This window comes from Bradyrhizobium sp. CB2312 (assembly GCF_029714425.1).
Classification (GTDB): domain Bacteria; phylum Pseudomonadota; class Alphaproteobacteria; order Rhizobiales; family Xanthobacteraceae; genus Bradyrhizobium.
The window spans coordinates 9,733,913-9,750,007 of the sequence record NZ_CP121668.1; the positions used below are offsets into that span (position 1 = coordinate 9,733,913).

Here is a 16,095-nt window from a genome sequence, read left to right on the forward strand (position 1 = left end):
CCCGATGTCTGTTCGGTCCGCCAACCGGAGCAATCGTGATGTCGATGCAGAATGTGGCTACGCCTGTGCTTCAGTACACCGCGCCCAAGCGCAATGAGCTGACGCACATCCCGGGCGATGAAGGCTGGCCGATCATCGGCGTGACCTTCAAGGTGCTCGCCGACCCCAAGGGACATATCGAGCGGAACGGCGCCAAGTACGGGCCCGTCTATCGCACCCACATTTTCGGCGAGACCAACGTCGTGCTGCTCGGCCCCGAGGCCAACGAGCTGGTGCTGTTCGACCAGAGCAAGCTGTTCTCCTCGACGCACGGCTGGAACAAGGTGCTTGGCCTGTTGTTTCCGCGCGGCTTGATGATGCTCGATTTCGACGAGCACCGGCTGCATCGCAAGGCGCTGTCGGTCGCGTTCAAGTCCGGGCCGATGAAATCCTATCTGGCCGATCTCGACCGCGGCATCGAAGGCCGCGTCGCGCAGTGGAAGGCCAGACCCGGCGAGATGCAGCTCTATCCGGCGATGAAGCAGCTCACGCTCGATCTTGCCGCGGCGTCGTTCCTCGGCGCCGATATCGGGCCGGAGGTCGACGACATCAACCGCGCCTTCGTCGACATGGTCGCGGCCGCCGTGACCCCGATCCGCAAGCCGCTGCCGGGCACGCAGATGGCGCGGGGGGTGAAGGGGCGCAAGCGCATCGTCGCCTATTTCCGCAAGCAGATTCCGCTGCGACGCGGCAATCACGGCGGCGACGATCTGTTCTCGCAGCTCTGCCGCGCCACCCATGAGGACGGCGCGCTGCTGTCCGAGCAGGACATCATCGACCACATGAGCTTCCTGATGATGGCGGCGCACGACACGCTGACCTCGTCGCTGACGTCCTTTGTCGGCGAGCTCGCGGCAAACCCGGATTGGCAGGAGAAGCTGCGCGCCGAGGTTCTCGCACTCGGGCTCGCGCCGGACGTACCGAGCAGCTTCGACGATCTCGACAAGATGAAGCTGACGGAGATGGCCTTCAAGGAAGCGCTGCGGATCAGGCCGCCGGTGCCCTCGCTGCCGCGCCGGGCGATGCGCGATTTCAGCTTCAAGGGATATTGGATTCCCGCCGGCACCGCGGTCGGCGTCAATCCGCTCTATACTCACCACATGAAGGAGATCTGGCCGGAGCCCGACCGCTTCGATCCGATGCGCTTCACCGAAGAGGCCCAGCGCAACCGCCACCGCTTCGCCTTCGTGCCGTTCGGCGGCGGCGCGCATATGTGTCTCGGCCTGCACTTCGCCTACATGCAGGCAAAGTGCTTCGCGCGGCACTTCCTGCAGAACATCGAGGTGTCGCTGGAGGAGGGCTACAAGCCGGACTGGCAGATGTGGCCGATCCCGAAGCCGAAGGATGGGTTGAGGGTGCGGGTGAGAGCGGTGTGAATCAGCTCACCGTCATTGCGAGCGCAGCGAAGCAATCCAGAATCTTTCCGCGGAGGGATTCTGGATTGCTTCGTCGCTTCGCTCCTCGCAATGACGGAAATCCGGTCTCGTAGGGTGGGCAAAGGCGCGTAGCGCCGTGCCCACGATCTTTCACATAGGGACATTCGGTGGGCACGGCGCGCGAAGGGCGCGCCTTTGCTCACCCTACGGCACCGTCGCCGGAGCCGCTACGCCCCGTCATCAAACGCCTTGCGCAACGCGCTCAAGCCCTGCTGCTGCTGGCTCCAGTTGCGGCCGCCGGTCATGGCGCCGTCGATGACGAGATCGTGGCCGTTGATGAAGCTGGATTCGTCACTGGCAAGGAACACCGCGGCGTGGGCGATATCGTCGGGCAGGCCCGCACGCGGGATCGGCTGCGCGGTCTTGTAGACCTCGCGCATCACCGCCGGCGTCTTCTCGGCGGCGTCGGTCGATAACCCCAGCGCCTTGCCGAAAATGCCGGTCGCGATCGCACCGGGCGAGATCGAGTTGACGCGGACGTTGGACTCGCCGAGCTCCATCGCCACGCATTTGGTGAGATGGATCACCGCCGCCTTGGCCGCGCCATAGACGAGCGACGAGGAGAAGCCGGCGAGGCGGCCGGCGATGCTGCCATTGTTGATGATGCTGCCGGAACCCTGCTTCTTCATGTAGGGCGCGGCGTGCTTCATGCCGAGCATGACGCTGCGCACCAGGGTCGCCATCGCCGCGTCGAAGCGCTCGACCTCGAGGCCCTCAATGCCCCCGGTCTGCGCCGGGCCGCCGGCATTGTTGAAGAGACAGTCGATCCGGCCGAATTTTTCCACCGCGAGCGCGATCAGCGCCTGCACCTGCGCTTCGACCGTCACATCCGTTTGGCGGAAGATGCAGTTAGCCCCGAGCTGCTGCGCCAGCGCCTCGCCTTCCGGTATGCGCCGCCCCGCGATCACAATTTTGGCACCTTCGGCAACGAAGACTTCCGCAGTCCGCAATCCGATGCCGCTCGTCGCGCCCGTGATCACCGCCACCTTGCCATCCAGCCTGCCCATGGAATGTCCCTGTTTTCGAACGTTTTGATGCCAAATGGCGGACACCGAGCATGACGGCTCCGCGATGGTCACTATTCCTGCCGACTTTCGACAAGGCAAGCTTTGCTTGCGCTGACGACATGCGTAACATTCATGGCGAATGCACATCGCGACCGGGCCGCGCATGGAGAAGCTGATCGACGAATTCCGCAAGGGCTGGCAGGGCGCGGCACCGCCATCGCTCGGCCTGAGCCTCGCCTTTGCGGTCGCCTGCGTGCTGGTCGCGACGTTGGCGCGCTGGGGGCTCGCGCAAGTGCGGCCCGACGTCTATTTCACCCCCTACTTTCCTGCCGTATTCTTTGCCACCGCCTTCGGCGGCTTCCGGATCGGCATCTTGACGGCGATCGTCGGCGGGGTGCTCGGCGTCGTCGTGAATTTCGGTGATGCCTTTGCCGATCGCGCGCGATTTGCCCTGCTGGCGCTCTATTGGGCGGTCTGCGCGCTCACTATCTGGGGCGTCGAGCACTATCGCTCGCTTCTGGTCGAACAGCGCCGGATTTCCAGGCGCCTGATCGAGGAAGAGGACTATCGCAAGCTGCTGGTCGAGGAGCTCCAGCACCGGCTGAAGAACAAGCTGTCGACGGTGCACGCCGTGATGCACCAGGTGCTGCACGACCAGCCGCAGATCTGGGCCCGGATCGACCCGCGGCTGCGGTCGCTGGCCACGACCGACGATCTGATCTCGCGGGTCGACAAGGGTGGCTGCGACATCCGCGATCTGCTGATCGCGGAACTCGGGCCTTACGGCCATGTCCGCTTTACGCTCAACGGCGACCGGCTGTTCCTGCCGCCGAAGCTCGCGGTCACGCTGTCATTGATGTTTCACGAGCTCGCCACCAATGCGGGCAAATATGGCGCGTTCTCCTCGCCGCGCGGCTTGTTGCAGGTGTCGTGGACCGTCAACGGCGATCGCCTCACCATCACCTGGGATGAAACCGAAGGTCCGAGCGTCGGCGAGATATCGGCGCCGGGCTTCGGCACCAAATTGCTGAAGTCCGCCCTGTTCGCCTTCGAGGGCAAGACCGAGATCTCGTATCTTCAGACCGGCCTGCATTGCATCATGCAATGTCGCATCCCGAAGAACGGCTAGAACAGACGCAAGCGAAAGCAAACCGCGCACGCCGCTCGCGCTTTTGCAAGTGGCATTGACCCTCTGTTAATGACGATCGCCAGCGCGCGTCGCATCGTCGCAAGTTTCCTCGAAAACACCCCCGTATTTCTGCGGACCCCTTAACCAAACTTAAGAGGGAACCACGCAAGATCGCGCCCATTGCAAAGGCGCGCTGAAACAACAAGATTCATGACTTCTATGAACGACAACCGATATTCCGGCGCGAGTGAAGCCGAACTCGGATTTCTCAAGGAAATCGTTAGAATGCTGCCTGCCGGCCTGACCGTGCAGGACGCCGAAGGCAAGCTTCTGCTGGTTAACGATGCCGCGGCCGCCCAGCTCGGCATGGACGGCAGCCGTCCCTCGCCCGATCTTTCGCCGCGCCGCGAAGCCTGCCGCCAGGCGCTGAGCGCCGGCCAATCCGTGGTCACCGAGGAAGCGCTGCACGAGGGCGCCGCGCGCCAGGTGCTGCTCACGACCCATCGTCCCGTGCGCCTCGCCGGACGCGAGCTCCTGATCTCGGCCTCCTCCGACATCACCGAGCAGAAGAATTTCGAGGACCAGCTGTTTCGCTCGGCCTATTTCGACGAGCTGACCGGCCTGCCCTCGCGGCGCGTGATCGAGCATCGCGCCAACAGCCTCCTGGCGCGCGAGCGCGGCGGCGATCGCTTTGCGCTCGCCTTTCTCGACGTCGACAATTTCAAGCACATCAACGACTACTACGGCCACGCCGTGGGCGATGCGCTGCTGGTCGAGCTGTCGAAGCGGCTCGGACGCGATTTGCGCGATTCCGACATGCTGTCGCGCATCTCCGGCGACGAATTCCTGCTGCTGCTCGCCCCGATCCAGAGCCAGGAGGAAGTCGCCGAATTCATGCAATCGACGCTGGAGCGGCTGACCGCGCCGTTCTTCATCGACAATTCGGAAGTCTTCGCCTCGACCTCGGTCGGCATCAGCCTCTATCCCGATCACGGACGCAACTTCGAGACGCTGCGCCAGAACGCCGACATCGCGATGTACCGCATCAAGAACGACGGCAAGGGATCGGCGGCCTTCTTCGATTCCAGCATGGAGCGCGAGGCGCTGGCGCGGATGAAGATCGAGCAGTCGCTGCGGCTCGCCATCCTCGAAAAGCGGTTCTGCTGCGCCTTCCAGTCCAAGGTCGACATCCGCACCCAGGCGGTGAAGGGGATCGAGGCGCTGGTGCGCCTGCGCGACGACGAGGGCGTGATCCAGGCGCCGGGCTCGTTCATCAACCTCGCCAGCGAGCTCGGACTGATCGACGAGCTGACCCATCTGGTGCTGGCCGAGATCGTCAAGTCGATCGACCTGATCAACGACACCTTTGGCCCGGAAGCGACCATCAGCATCAACGTCGCGGCCAAGCAGGCCGGCAATCCCGAATTCATGCGCAGCTTCGCGCAGGCGCTCGACGACACCGGCTTTCCCAAGCGCTTCATGATCGAGGTGACGGAAGACGCCTTCGTCGCCAAGAATCATTTCCAGGCCGAGATCCTGCCGATGTTCCGCAAGCTCGGCGTCGGCGTCTCGATCGACGATTTCGGCACCGGCTATTCCTCGCTCTCGGCGCTGGCCGACATCACCGCCGACGAGATCAAGATCGACCGCTCCTTCATCACCGACATCCATAAGCGGCCGCGCAGCCAGGGCATCCTGCGCGCGATCGAATCCCTGAGCGAGGCGCTCGGCATGACCGTGATCGCCGAAGGCCTCGAATCCTACGAGGAGCTCGCCTATCTCCAGGCCGCGACCAAGATCCGCTACGCCCAGGGCTATTACTTCTCGCGGCCCATCTTCCTGGAGGAGCTGAAGCTCGCAACGCCCGCCTCGAGCGAGTCCCGCGCCAGCGTGTCGGCCCGGCCGATGCAGCAGAACCGCCAAGGCTATTCGCGGGCGAGCAGGTATCGGCGGTAAGCCGACAGCGAGGCAGCACATACCGCTGTCGTCCCGGGGCGCACGAAGTGCGAACCCGGGACCCATAACCACAGGGAGGAGTTGCTCGCGAGCTTCCCACTCCGAGTCTTCGCCAAACATCTCCCTGGGGGTATGGGTCCCGGATCTGCGCTGCGCTTGTCCGGGACGACGACCGAAAATGGGGGACGCCCTCTGCCACCATTTCCCCCTTTGAAATTGCTGCCCTTTTGCTAATACACAGGCGGACCTCCCCTGGGGTATGTCATGTCCGCCTCGTCCTCCATCAGCGATCCCGCCTATCTTCGCGCGCGCGCGATGGAGACGCTGTTCGAGCGGCTGGAGAAGCTCTGCGAGGGCGCGATCGCGATCGATCGCGGCGGGCGGGTGGTCTACGTCAACGAGAAATATCTTGCGGCGCTCGGCCTCAAGCAGACCTCCGAGGCGATGGGACGGCCGATCGAGGAGGTCATTCCGAACAGCCTGATGCGCAAGGTGGCCGAGACCGGCGAGCCGATCCTGCTCGACATCATGGAGCTCGGCGGCGAGCAGCTGGTCGTCACCCGCATGCCGATCGAGGACGAGAACGGCAAGGTGATCGGCGCGATCGGCTTCGTGCTCTACGACCATCTCGAAAGCCTCAAACCCCTGCTGGCCCGCGTCGCCCAGCTCGAGAGCGATCTGCGGCTGGCGCGGCGGCAATTGTCCAACGCCCGCGCGGCGCGCTTCACCTTCGCCGATTTCGTCGGCACCACGCCGGCCATCGCGCAGGCCAAGCAGCTCGCAAGCCGCGCCGCGCGGCAGAGCGTGACCGTGCTGCTCACCGGCGAGACCGGAACCGGCAAGGAGATGCTGGCGCAGGCCATTCACAATGCCTCCTTGCGCGCCGAGAAGCCGTTCGTCAGCGTCAATGTCGCGGCCGTTCCCGACACGCTGATCGAGTCGGAGTTCTTCGGCACCGCGCCGGGCGCCTACACCGGCGCCGACCGCCGTGGGCGCGAGGGAAAATTCCGCATCGCCGACGGCGGCACGCTGTTCCTCGACGAGATCGGCGAGATGCCGCTGCAATTGCAGGCCAAGCTCTTGCGCGTGCTGCAGGAGCGCGAGATCGAGCCGCTCGGCTCGGACAAGATCTCCAAAGTCGATGTGCGTGTCGTCGCCGCCACCAATGTGGATCTGCGCAAGCGCGTCAGCGACGGCGCGTTCCGGCCCGATCTCTATTACCGCCTCAACGTGCTCTCGATCGATTTGCCGCCGCTGCGGCAGTGCCTGGACGATCTCCCCGACATCTGCGCCCGGCTGCTCGAGGACATCAGCGCGTCCGGCGACTACGTCAACGCCAGGATCACGCCGAGCGCGCTCGCGGCGCTGGCGCGCTACGACTGGCCGGGCAATGTCCGCGAGCTCCGCAATATCCTGGAGCGCGCGCTGATCCTCAGCGATTCCGGGCGGCTGACCGGCGACGACGTCGCGCGCATCCTTCCCGTCGGCACCGAGGTCAGGCTTGCGGCGCCTTCACGCCCGGCCGTAGCAGTGGTGCCCTATGCCGAAGCCGAGGCCGAGTTCGAGAAGCACACGCTCGAACAGGCGCTCGCCGCCAGCAACGGCCAGATCGCCGAGGCCGCGCGGATGCTGCGGATCTCGCGCGCGACCTTCTACAAGAAGCTCGCCAAGTTCGGTCTCGCCTCGGGCCCCGCCTCCGTCTGAGTTTCGAGACTCGGAGTGTCCGGAGTCTCGGATTCCGGACAGGGCGATTTGCATCTCCATTCCGGCATGTACGCTGAAACTGCTGGATTTTCCGGCATTTTGCCCAGGCCTGCGGCATCTGGCGCGGCGCTTGCTCTTTGCTTTGCACAATGACGCATGCCGCACATGCGCATTCGCAAAACCAGGGAGGACGCCAGATGAGTGGAGCGATCACCGTCAATGAACTCGGGTCAAAGCAGCCCTCGCATGTCACGGTCGCCACTGCGAGCCTGATCGGCACGGCCATCGAGTGGTACGACTTCTTCCTCTATGGCACCGCCGCGGCGCTGATCTTCAACAAGCTGTTCTTTCCGACCTTCGACCCTATGATGGGAACGCTGCTGGCGTTCGCGACCTACGCGCTCGGCTTCATCGCGCGCCCGCTCGGCGGCGTCGTGTTCGGGCATTACGGCGACAAGATCGGCCGCAAGACCATGCTCTACCTGACGCTGCTGATCATGGGCGCGGCGACCGCGGCGATCGGCTTCCTGCCGACCTATGAGACCGCCGGCATCTGGGCCGCGATCCTGCTGGTGACGTGCCGGCTGATCCAGGGCTTTGGTCTTGGCGGCGAATGGGGCGGCGCGGTGCTGATGGCGGTCGAGCATGCGCCCGCGGACAAGAAAGGTTTCTATGGCAGCTGGCCGCAGCTCGGGGCGCCGCTCGGCCTCGTGCTCGGCACGCTGGTGTTCTCGGTAGTCTCGGCGATGCTGACCGACGCGCAGCTCTATGCCTGGGGCTGGCGCATCCCGTTCCTGTTCTCGATCGCGCTGGTGCTGGTCGGGCTGTGGATCCGCTTCACCATCGCGGAATCGCCGGAGTTCCAGAAGGTCAAGGACACCAAGCAGGAGGTGAAGATGCCGATCCTGGAAGCGATCCGGATGTACCCGAAGAACATCCTGCTCGCGATGGGCGCGCGCTTTGCCGAAAACGGCTTCTTCTACATCTACGCCACCTTCGTGCTCGCTTATGCGACGCAATCGCTCGGCATGAACAAGCAGGACATGCTCAATGGCGTGCTGATCGGCGCCGCGATCGAGACCTTCACTATCCCCGCCTTCGGCGCGCTCTCCGACCGGCTCGGGCGGCGGCCGATCTACATCTTCGGCGCGGTGTTCTCGGCGCTGATGTCGTTCCCGCTGTTCATGCTGCTGGCGACCAAGAACCCGCATTATGCCTGGATCGCGATCGTGCTAGGCCTCGCCGTCGGCCATGCCGCGATGTATGGCCCGCAGGCGAGCTTCCTGTCCGAGCTGTTCGGCACCAAGGTGCGCTATAGCGGCGTCTCGCTCGGCTACAACCTCGCCTCGATCTTCGCCGGCGCGCTGTCGCCGCTGATCGCGACGGGATTGATGACGGCCTACGCGCCGGCGACCTGGCCGATCTCGCTCTACATGATCGCACTCGCAATCATCACCGTCGTGTCGGTCTATTTCGCCACCGAAACACGCAAGATAGTGCGGTCCTGAAGGTCCCTGACGATGTCTTCGATCGCGAGGAGCAGCCTGTTCCAGGCCTGCTCCTCGCGATAGGATGAGCGCACAAGAACAACGGCATGCGGTCGAACAGATCGGGAGGAACGCCGTGAGCCAGCACCCAGCTCTGCCCTATTTGCGCAATTCCGAGAAAGGCAAGGTCGTCACGGCGACCGAGGCGGTCATGCTGATCCGCGACGGCGACACCGTGGCGACCGGCGGCTTCGTCGGCATCGGCTTTGCCGAGGAGATCGCGATCGCGCTGGAGGAGCTCTATCTCTCCAACGAGGGCGATGCGCCCTATACCCAAGGCAAGCCGCGCAATCTGACGCTGGTCTACGCGGCGGGCCAGGGCGACGGCAAGCATCGCGGCCTCAACCATTTCGCGCATGAGGGCCTGGTTCGCCGCGTGATCGGCGGCCATTGGGGCCTAGCGCCGAAACTGCAGCAGCTCGCGATCGCAAATCAGATCGAGGCCTACAACCTGCCGCAGGGCGTGATCACGCATCTGTTCCGCGACATCGCGGCCAACCGGCCCGCCCACATCACCCGCGTCGGCATGGGCACCTTCGTCGATCCCCGGCACGGCGGCGGCAAGCTCAATGCACGCACCACCGAAGAGCTGGTCGAGCTGATCCGGATCGGCGGCGAGGACTGCCTGCTCTACAAGACGTTTCCAATTCATGTCGGCATCATCCGCGCCACGACCGGCGATGCCGACGGCAATCTCACCATGGAGAAGGAGGCGCTCACGCTGGAAGCGCTCGCCATCGCCATGGCGGCGCATAATTCTGGCGGCATCGTCATCGCCCAGGTCGAACGCGTGGCGGAAGACGGCAGCCTCAATCCGCGGCAGGTCAAGATTCCCGGCATTTTGGTCGACTGCGTTGTCGTCGCAAAACCGGAGAACCATTGGCAGACCTTCGGCACGCCCTACAATCCGGCCTATTCGAGCGAGATCCGCGTCCGCGCCGCCTCGCTGCCCGTGATGCCGGTGAGCGAGCGCAAGATCATCGCGCGGCGCGCCGCCCTCGAGCTCAAGGCCAACAGCGTCGTCAATCTCGGCATCGGCATGCCGGAGGGGATCGCCTCGGTCGCCAATGAAGAGCGGATCATCGACCTGATCACGCTGACGGCGGAACCCGGCGTGATCGGCGGCATCCCGGCGAGCGGCATCGATTTCGGCGCGGCGATCAACACCCAGGCGGTGATCGACCAGCCCTATCAGTTCGATTTCTACGACGGCGGCGGTCTCGATGCAGCCTTTCTCGGCCTTGCCCAGGTCGATCGCGCCGGCAACCTCAATGTCAGCAAGTTCGGCCCGAAGCTCGCGGGCGCCGGCGGCTTCATCAACATCAGCCAGAACGCCAAGGAGGTCGTCTTCGTCGGCACCTTCGGTGCGGGCCGGCAGCGCATCGGGGTGAACGACGGCAGGCTGTCGATCCTCGAGGAAGCGAAGTCGCGCAAATTCGTCGACCATGTCGAGCACGTGACCTTCAGCGGCGCCGTCTCGGTGGCACGCAAGCAGCGCGTGCTCTATGTCACCGAGCGCTGCGTCTTCGTGCTGCGCCCCGACGGGCTCGAGCTCACGGAGGTCGCGCCGGGCATTGACATCGAGCGCGACATCTTGCGCCTGATGGATTTCAAGCCGCTGATCCCGCGCGATCCCATGCTGATGGACGAGCGCATCTTCCGCGATGGCTTCATGGAGCTGCGCGAGCGCCTGCTCACCATCCCGCTCGACCAGCGCTTCTCGCTGGACGAGCAGCAGAACCTGTTCTTCATCAATCTGGAACGTTATCCGTTGCGCAGCCGGGCCGAGATCGACACCATCGCTGATATCGTCGAGGCGAGGCTCACCCCGCTCGGCCGCCGGGTCTACGCCATCGTCAATTATGACAACTTTTCCATCCTGCCGGAGCTGATGGACGATTATTCGGCCATGGTCCGCAGCCTGGTCGATCGCTTTTATTCGGGCGTGTCGCGCTATACCACGTCGGGGTTCCTGCGCATCAAGCTCGGCGAAGCGCTGGAGCGGCGCGGCGTTGCGCCGCATATTTTCGAGAGCGCGGACGAGGCGCAGTCGGATTGGCGTCAAGTCGAGGGAGCTGCCGCCGCCGGCGCATCCCACGCCCCGCGGCAGGCTCAAAAATGATGCAGGCTCGCAGGCCGGCGCGCTTCGCCGGAAGGTGCAATTGCAATGTTCGCAAGCTTGTGCAAATCGCTGTTACCGAGAAATTTTGAATCAGGAGGGACCATCGTGCGTCGATCGCTCGTCATAACAACAACCATCCTCGCCCTCGCTGCGGGCACCTCCGCACGAGCCGACGATCTCAAGGTCGCGCTGATCTACGGCAAGACTGGTCCGCTCGAGGCCTATGCCAAGCAGACCGAGACCGGCCTGCAAATGGGTTTCGAATACGCCACCAAGGGCACCATGACGATCGACGGCCGCAAGATCGTCGTCATCACCAAGGACGACCAGGGCAAGCCGGACCTCTCCAAGGCCGCGCTCGCCGAAGCCTATCAGGACGACAAGGCCGACATCGCGATCGGCACGACCTCGTCGGCCGCCGCGCTCGCGATTCTCCCGGTCGCCGAGGAGAACAAGAAGATCCTGATCGTCGAGCCCGCTGTCGCGGACCAGATTACCGGCGAGAAGTGGAATCGCTACATTTTCCGCACGGCGCGCAACTCCTCGCAGGACGCGATCTCAAACGCGGTCGCGATCGGCAAGCAGGGCGTCACCGTCGCGACGCTGGCGCAGGACTATGCCTTCGGCCGCGACGGCGTCGCCGCCTTCAAGGAGGCGCTGGCCAAGACCGGCGCGACGCTCGCCGCGGAAGAATATGCCCCGACCTCGACCACCGACTTCACCGCGGTCGGCCAGCGCCTGTTCGACGCGCTGAAGGACAAGCCGGGCCGCAAGATCATCTGGGTGATCTGGGCCGGTGCCGGCAATCCGCTGGCCAAGCTCCAGGACATGGACCCGAAGCGCTACGGCATCGAGCTGTCCACCGGCGGCAACATCCTGCCGGCGCTCGCGGCGTATAAGGGCCTGCCCGGCATGGAAGGCGCGACCTATTATTACTACGACATCCCGAAGAACCCGGTGAACGACTGGCTGGTCGCCGAGCACCAGAAGCGCTTCAACGCGCCGCCGGACTTCTTCACCGCGGGCGGCTTCGCGGCGGCGATGTCCGTCGTCGCCGCCGTCACCAAGGCGAAATCGACCGACACCGAGAAGCTGATCACGGCGATGGAGGGCATGGAGTTCGACACGCCCAAAGGCAAGATGGTGTTCCGGAAAGAGGACCATCAGGCACTGCAGAGCATGTATCACTTCAAGGTCAAGGTCGATCCGAACGTCGCCTGGGCCGTGCTCGAGCCGGTGCGCGAGCTGAAGATCGAGGACATGGACGTTCCGGTGAAGAACAAGCGCTGAGCTTTCTTGCTTCACCTCTCCCGCTTGCGGGAGAGGCCGGATCGCATCCTTAGATGCGATCCGGGTGAGGGCCTTCTCCTCTCGGGGGTTCTCGCCTGCGGAAACACCCTCTCCCCACCCCTCCCCCGCAAGCGGGGGAGGGAGCCCACTGTGATCGCGGATAGACCTTCATCCAAATCCGATCGAAATTCCCGATGTCTCTCACCCTCGAAACCCGCGACCTCACCATCCGCTTCGGCGGCCATGTCGCGGTCAACAATGTCAGCTGCACGTTCCGCCCGGGCGAGCTCACCGCCATCGTCGGGCCGAACGGCGCCGGCAAGACCACCTATTTCAATTTGATCTCGGGCCAGCTGCGCGCCTCCAGCGGCAGCATCCTGTTCGACGGCACCGACATCACCCAGCATTCTGCGCCCTTGCGCACCCGCGCGGGTCTCGGCCGTGCCTTCCAGCTCACCAATCTTTTCCCGAACCTGTCCGTGGAAGAAAACGTCCGCCTCGCGGTGCAAGCTGCAAACGGCACCCACTACGACATGCTGCGGCCCTGGATGGTCCGCCGCGATTTGATCGCGCGCGCCGACGCCATCCTCGACCAGGTCGCGCTCGGCAATCGTCGCGGCGTCGCCGCGACCGCGCTGTCGCATGGCGACCAGCGCAAGCTCGAGGTCGCGCTGATGATCGCGCTGGAACCGAAGGTGTTCATGTTCGACGAGCCGACCGCCGGCATGAGCATCGACGAGGTGCCTGTCGTCCTCAACCTGATCGCACAACTGAAGCAGGACAAGAGCAAGATCATCCTGCTGGTCGAGCACAAGATGGACGTGGTGCGCTCGCTCGCCGACCGCATCATCGTGCTGCATAACGGCCAGCTTGTCGCCGACGGCCCGCCGGCCGAGGTGATCGCTTCGCCCATCGTGCAGGAAGCCTATCTCGGCGTCGCCCCCAAGAGCACTGCAGAGAGTGCCGCATGACCGACCTCTTAAAACTTTCCGGCGTGCACACCCATATCGGGCGCTACCACATCCTCCAGGGCATCGACCTCGCCGTCCCGCAAGGACAGGTGACGATGCTGCTCGGCCGCAACGGCGCCGGCAAGACCACGACGCTGCGCACGGTCATGGGCCTGTGGCAGGCCTCGTCCGGCGAGATCAGCCTCGCGGGCGAGCGCATCGAGAGCCGCGCGACGCCTGACATCGCCCGGCTCGGCGTCGGTTACGTGCCCGAGAGCATGGCGGTGTTCTCCGACCTCACGGTGAAGGAAAATCTCGTTCTCGCAGCCCGCGACGCGGCGATGGACGACAGGCAGCTGGAATGGATCTTTGGCTTCTTTCCGGCGCTGCGCCGGTTCTGGCTGTCGCGGGCGGGAAGCCTGTCGGGCGGACAAAAGCAAATGTTGTCCATCGCACGCGCCATCATCGAGCCGCGCAAGCTGCTGCTGATCGACGAGCCGACCAAGGGCCTCGCGCCCGCCATCGTGATGGCGCTGATCGAGTGCCTGAAGGAGATCAAGCGCAAGGGCGCGACGATCCTCCTCGTCGAGCAGAATTTCTTCGCCGCCCGCGAGCTCGGCGACAACGTGCTGGTGATGGATAACGGCACCATCGTCCACCGTGGCGAGATGGCGGCGCTCGCCGCCGACGTGCCGCTGCAGGAGCGGCTGCTCGGCCTGAGCCTGGAGGCGCATCAGTGACTGACCTTGCCGCAACCGACCCGTTGCCGAAGCCGAAGCGCGACCTCGCGCCGATCATGCTGCCGATCGCGCTCGCGCTCCTGATGATCCCGCTGATCGGATCGACCTCGTCCTGGCTGACCTTGACCGCGGCGAGCCTTGCCATGGGCATGATGATCTTCATCATGGCCTCGGGCCTCACCTTGGTGTTCGGCCTGATGGACGTGCTCAATTTCGGCCACGGCGCCTTCATCGCCGTCGGCGCTTATGTCGCAACGCTGGTGCTGGCGCCGTTCGCGGCCTCCATCCAGGCGGATTCGCTCTGGGTGAACCTGGCGGTGCTCGCCCCGGCCGCGCTGCTCTCGATGGCGGTCTCCGGCGCGCTCGGACTGATCGTCGAGCGCGTGCTGATCCTACCGGTCTACGGCCAGCACCTGAAGCAGATCCTGATGACCACGGGCGGCCTCATTGTTGCAGAACAGACGCTCTACGCGTTGTGGGGACCGCAGATCATCCCGATGCCGCTGCCAGCCTCGCTGCGTGGCTCCTTCATCCTCGGCGACGTCGCGATCGCCAAATACCGCGTGCTGGCGATGCTGATCGGCCTTGCCGTCTTCATCGCGATCCAGCTCGTGCTCAACCGCACCAAGCTTGGCCTGCTGATCCGCGCCGGCGTCGAGAATCGCGAGATGGTCGAGGCGCTCGGCTATCGCATCCGCCGCCTGTTCCTCGGCGTGTTCATGACGGGATCGGCGCTCGCCGGCCTCGGCGGCGTGATGTGGGCGCTCTACCGCGAGCAGGTGCACGCCTCCATGAGCGACGATCTCACCGTCCTCATCTTCATCGTCGTCATCATCGGCGGCTTGGGCGCGATCGGCGGCTGCTTCATCGGCGCGATTTTGGTGGCGATGGTCGCCAATTACGGCGGCTTCCTGGTGCCGAAACTCGCACTCGTCTCCAACATCCTGCTGATGGTCGCCATTCTGATGTGGCGGCCGCGCGGCCTCTATGCGGTGACCAGCCGATGATGCTTCTTTCCGGTGATCCGCCGCGCAGCCGCGCGCTCACGCTCATTCTCGTTGTCGTCATCCTGGCGCTGGCGGCGACGCCGTTCCTGTTTCCGGGCGCCAAGGCGCTGAACGTTGCGGCAAAAATCTGCGTCTTCGCCGCGCTGGTGGCGTCCTACGATCTGCTGCTCGGCTATACCGGCTCGGTGTCGTTCGCCCACACCATGTTCTACGGCATCGGCAGCTACGCCATTGCGATCGCGCTATACGGCATGGGCCCGAACTGGGCTGCGGTCGCCACCGGCATCGTCACCGGCCTGCCGCTGGCGGCGCTACTCGCGCTTGCGATCGGCCTGTTCTCGCTGCGGGTTGCCGCGATCTTCTTTGCCATGATCACGCTCGCGGTCGCCTCCGCCTTCCAGGTGCTGGCCTCGCAGCTGTCCTGGCTGACCGGCGGCGAGGACGGCCGCAGCTTCCAGCTGCCGGAGCTGCTGCGTCCCGGCACGGTGCTGATCTCGAAAAACCTGTTCGGCTTCGAGGTTAACGGCCGCATCCTGACTTTCTATCTGGTGTTCGCGATCTCGGCGCTGATGATCCTGGCGCTGCTACGCGTGGTGAACTCGCCGTTCGGCCGCGTGCTGCAGGCGATCCGCGAGAACCGTTTTCGCGCCGAGGCGCTCGGCTTCCGCACCGTCTTCCACCTCACTTATGCCAACTGCCTCGCCGCGCTCGTCGCCGCCGGCGCCGGCATTCTGAACGCGCTGTGGCTGCGCTATGCCGGCCCCGACACCTCGCTCAGCTTCTCGATCATGCTGGACATCCTGCTGATGGTCGTGATCGGCGGCATGGGCACGATCTACGGCGCGATCATCGGCGCCACGATCTTCATCCTTGCGCAGAACTATCTGCAATCGCTGATGGGCGTTGCCTCCAAGGCAGCGAGCGAAGCCGGCCTGCCGCTGCTGCCGGGGCTGCTGCATCCGGACCGCTGGCTGCTGTGGCTCGGGCTGCTGTTCATCGCCAGCGTCTATTTCTTCCCGACCGGCGTGGTCGGACGTCTCCGCAGTGGCGGCAGCGACAAGAGCACGGGCGCCTCGCATTAAGCTGTGATTAATAATGCAGCGCAGCGGTTGTTGCGCGCGTTGCACAACCGCGGCGCGATTCCCGTCCCGCTGCATGGGACCGCGTC

12 protein-coding genes are annotated in these 16,095 nt (G+C 64.6%); 11 read left to right on the forward strand and 1 reads right to left on the reverse strand.

The features are described from left to right. Window positions 1–38 precede the first annotated feature (38 nt). Entirely contained in the window at window positions 39–1,415 is a 1,377-nt protein-coding gene (locus QA642_RS46235; RefSeq protein ID WP_283082781.1) for a cytochrome P450, read from the forward strand. Window positions 1,416–1,642: 227 nt separating this feature from the next. Here QA642_RS46235 and QA642_RS46240 read toward each other — a convergent pair whose 3' ends face one another. Then, window positions 1,643–2,482 (reverse strand): glucose 1-dehydrogenase, encoded by an 840-nt coding sequence (locus tag QA642_RS46240; protein ID WP_283082782.1) that lies wholly within the window; start codon window positions 2,480–2,482, stop codon window positions 1,643–1,645. A 163-nt stretch (window positions 2,483–2,645) separates the two neighbouring features. Between QA642_RS46240 and QA642_RS46245 the strand changes: the two genes are divergently transcribed. The 10 genes from QA642_RS46245 to QA642_RS46290 all read left to right on the forward strand — a co-directional run bounded on the left by QA642_RS46245 (window position 2,646) and on the right by QA642_RS46290 (window position 16,009). Continuing rightward, window positions 2,646–3,611, forward strand: a complete 966-nt coding sequence (locus QA642_RS46245) for an HWE histidine kinase domain-containing protein (protein WP_283087117.1) — start codon at window positions 2,646–2,648, stop codon at window positions 3,609–3,611. A gap of 219 nt (window positions 3,612–3,830) precedes the next feature. Continuing rightward, the gene (locus QA642_RS46250; RefSeq protein WP_283082783.1) at window positions 3,831–5,567 is read left to right on the forward strand and encodes an EAL domain-containing protein; all 1,737 of its coding nucleotides are present in this window, start codon (window positions 3,831–3,833) and stop codon (window positions 5,565–5,567) included. Window positions 5,568–5,831: 264 nt separating this feature from the next. Next, window positions 5,832–7,271 (forward strand): sigma 54-interacting transcriptional regulator, encoded by a 1,440-nt coding sequence (locus QA642_RS46255; RefSeq protein WP_283082784.1) that lies wholly within the window; start codon window positions 5,832–5,834, stop codon window positions 7,269–7,271. Between the two features lie 197 nt (window positions 7,272–7,468). Continuing rightward, a complete protein-coding gene (locus tag QA642_RS46260) occupies window positions 7,469–8,779 on the forward strand; it encodes an MFS transporter (protein ID WP_283082785.1) in 1,311 nt (436 codons plus the stop codon). A gap of 115 nt (window positions 8,780–8,894) precedes the next feature. Continuing rightward, window positions 8,895–10,940: an acyl CoA:acetate/3-ketoacid CoA transferase gene (locus QA642_RS46265; RefSeq protein ID WP_283082786.1), complete on the forward strand. Its 2,046-nt coding sequence runs from the start codon at window positions 8,895–8,897 to the stop codon at window positions 10,938–10,940. A 105-nt stretch (window positions 10,941–11,045) separates the two neighbouring features. Beyond that, window positions 11,046–12,230 carry a substrate-binding domain-containing protein gene (locus QA642_RS46270; protein WP_283082787.1) on the forward strand — a complete coding sequence of 395 codons (1,185 nt, stop codon included), beginning with the start codon at window positions 11,046–11,048 and terminating at the stop codon, window positions 12,228–12,230. 194 nt (window positions 12,231–12,424) lie between these two features. Next, window positions 12,425–13,201, forward strand: coding sequence for an ABC transporter ATP-binding protein (locus tag QA642_RS46275; RefSeq protein WP_283082788.1), 777 nt, complete (start codon window positions 12,425–12,427; stop codon window positions 13,199–13,201). Further along, the gene (locus tag QA642_RS46280) at window positions 13,198–13,920 is read left to right on the forward strand and encodes an ABC transporter ATP-binding protein (protein ID WP_283082789.1); all 723 of its coding nucleotides are present in this window, start codon (window positions 13,198–13,200) and stop codon (window positions 13,918–13,920) included. The genes QA642_RS46275 and QA642_RS46280 overlap by 4 nt, the downstream gene beginning before the upstream one ends. Then, a complete protein-coding gene (locus QA642_RS46285) occupies window positions 13,917–14,927 on the forward strand; it encodes a branched-chain amino acid ABC transporter permease (protein ID WP_283082790.1) in 1,011 nt (336 codons plus the stop codon). The genes QA642_RS46280 and QA642_RS46285 overlap by 4 nt, the downstream gene beginning before the upstream one ends. After that, on the forward strand, window positions 14,924–16,009 hold the full coding sequence (locus QA642_RS46290; protein WP_283082791.1) for a branched-chain amino acid ABC transporter permease: 1,086 nt from the start codon (window positions 14,924–14,926) through the stop codon (window positions 16,007–16,009). Before QA642_RS46285 ends, QA642_RS46290 begins: the two co-directional genes overlap by 4 nt. Window positions 16,010–16,095 lie beyond the last annotated feature (86 nt).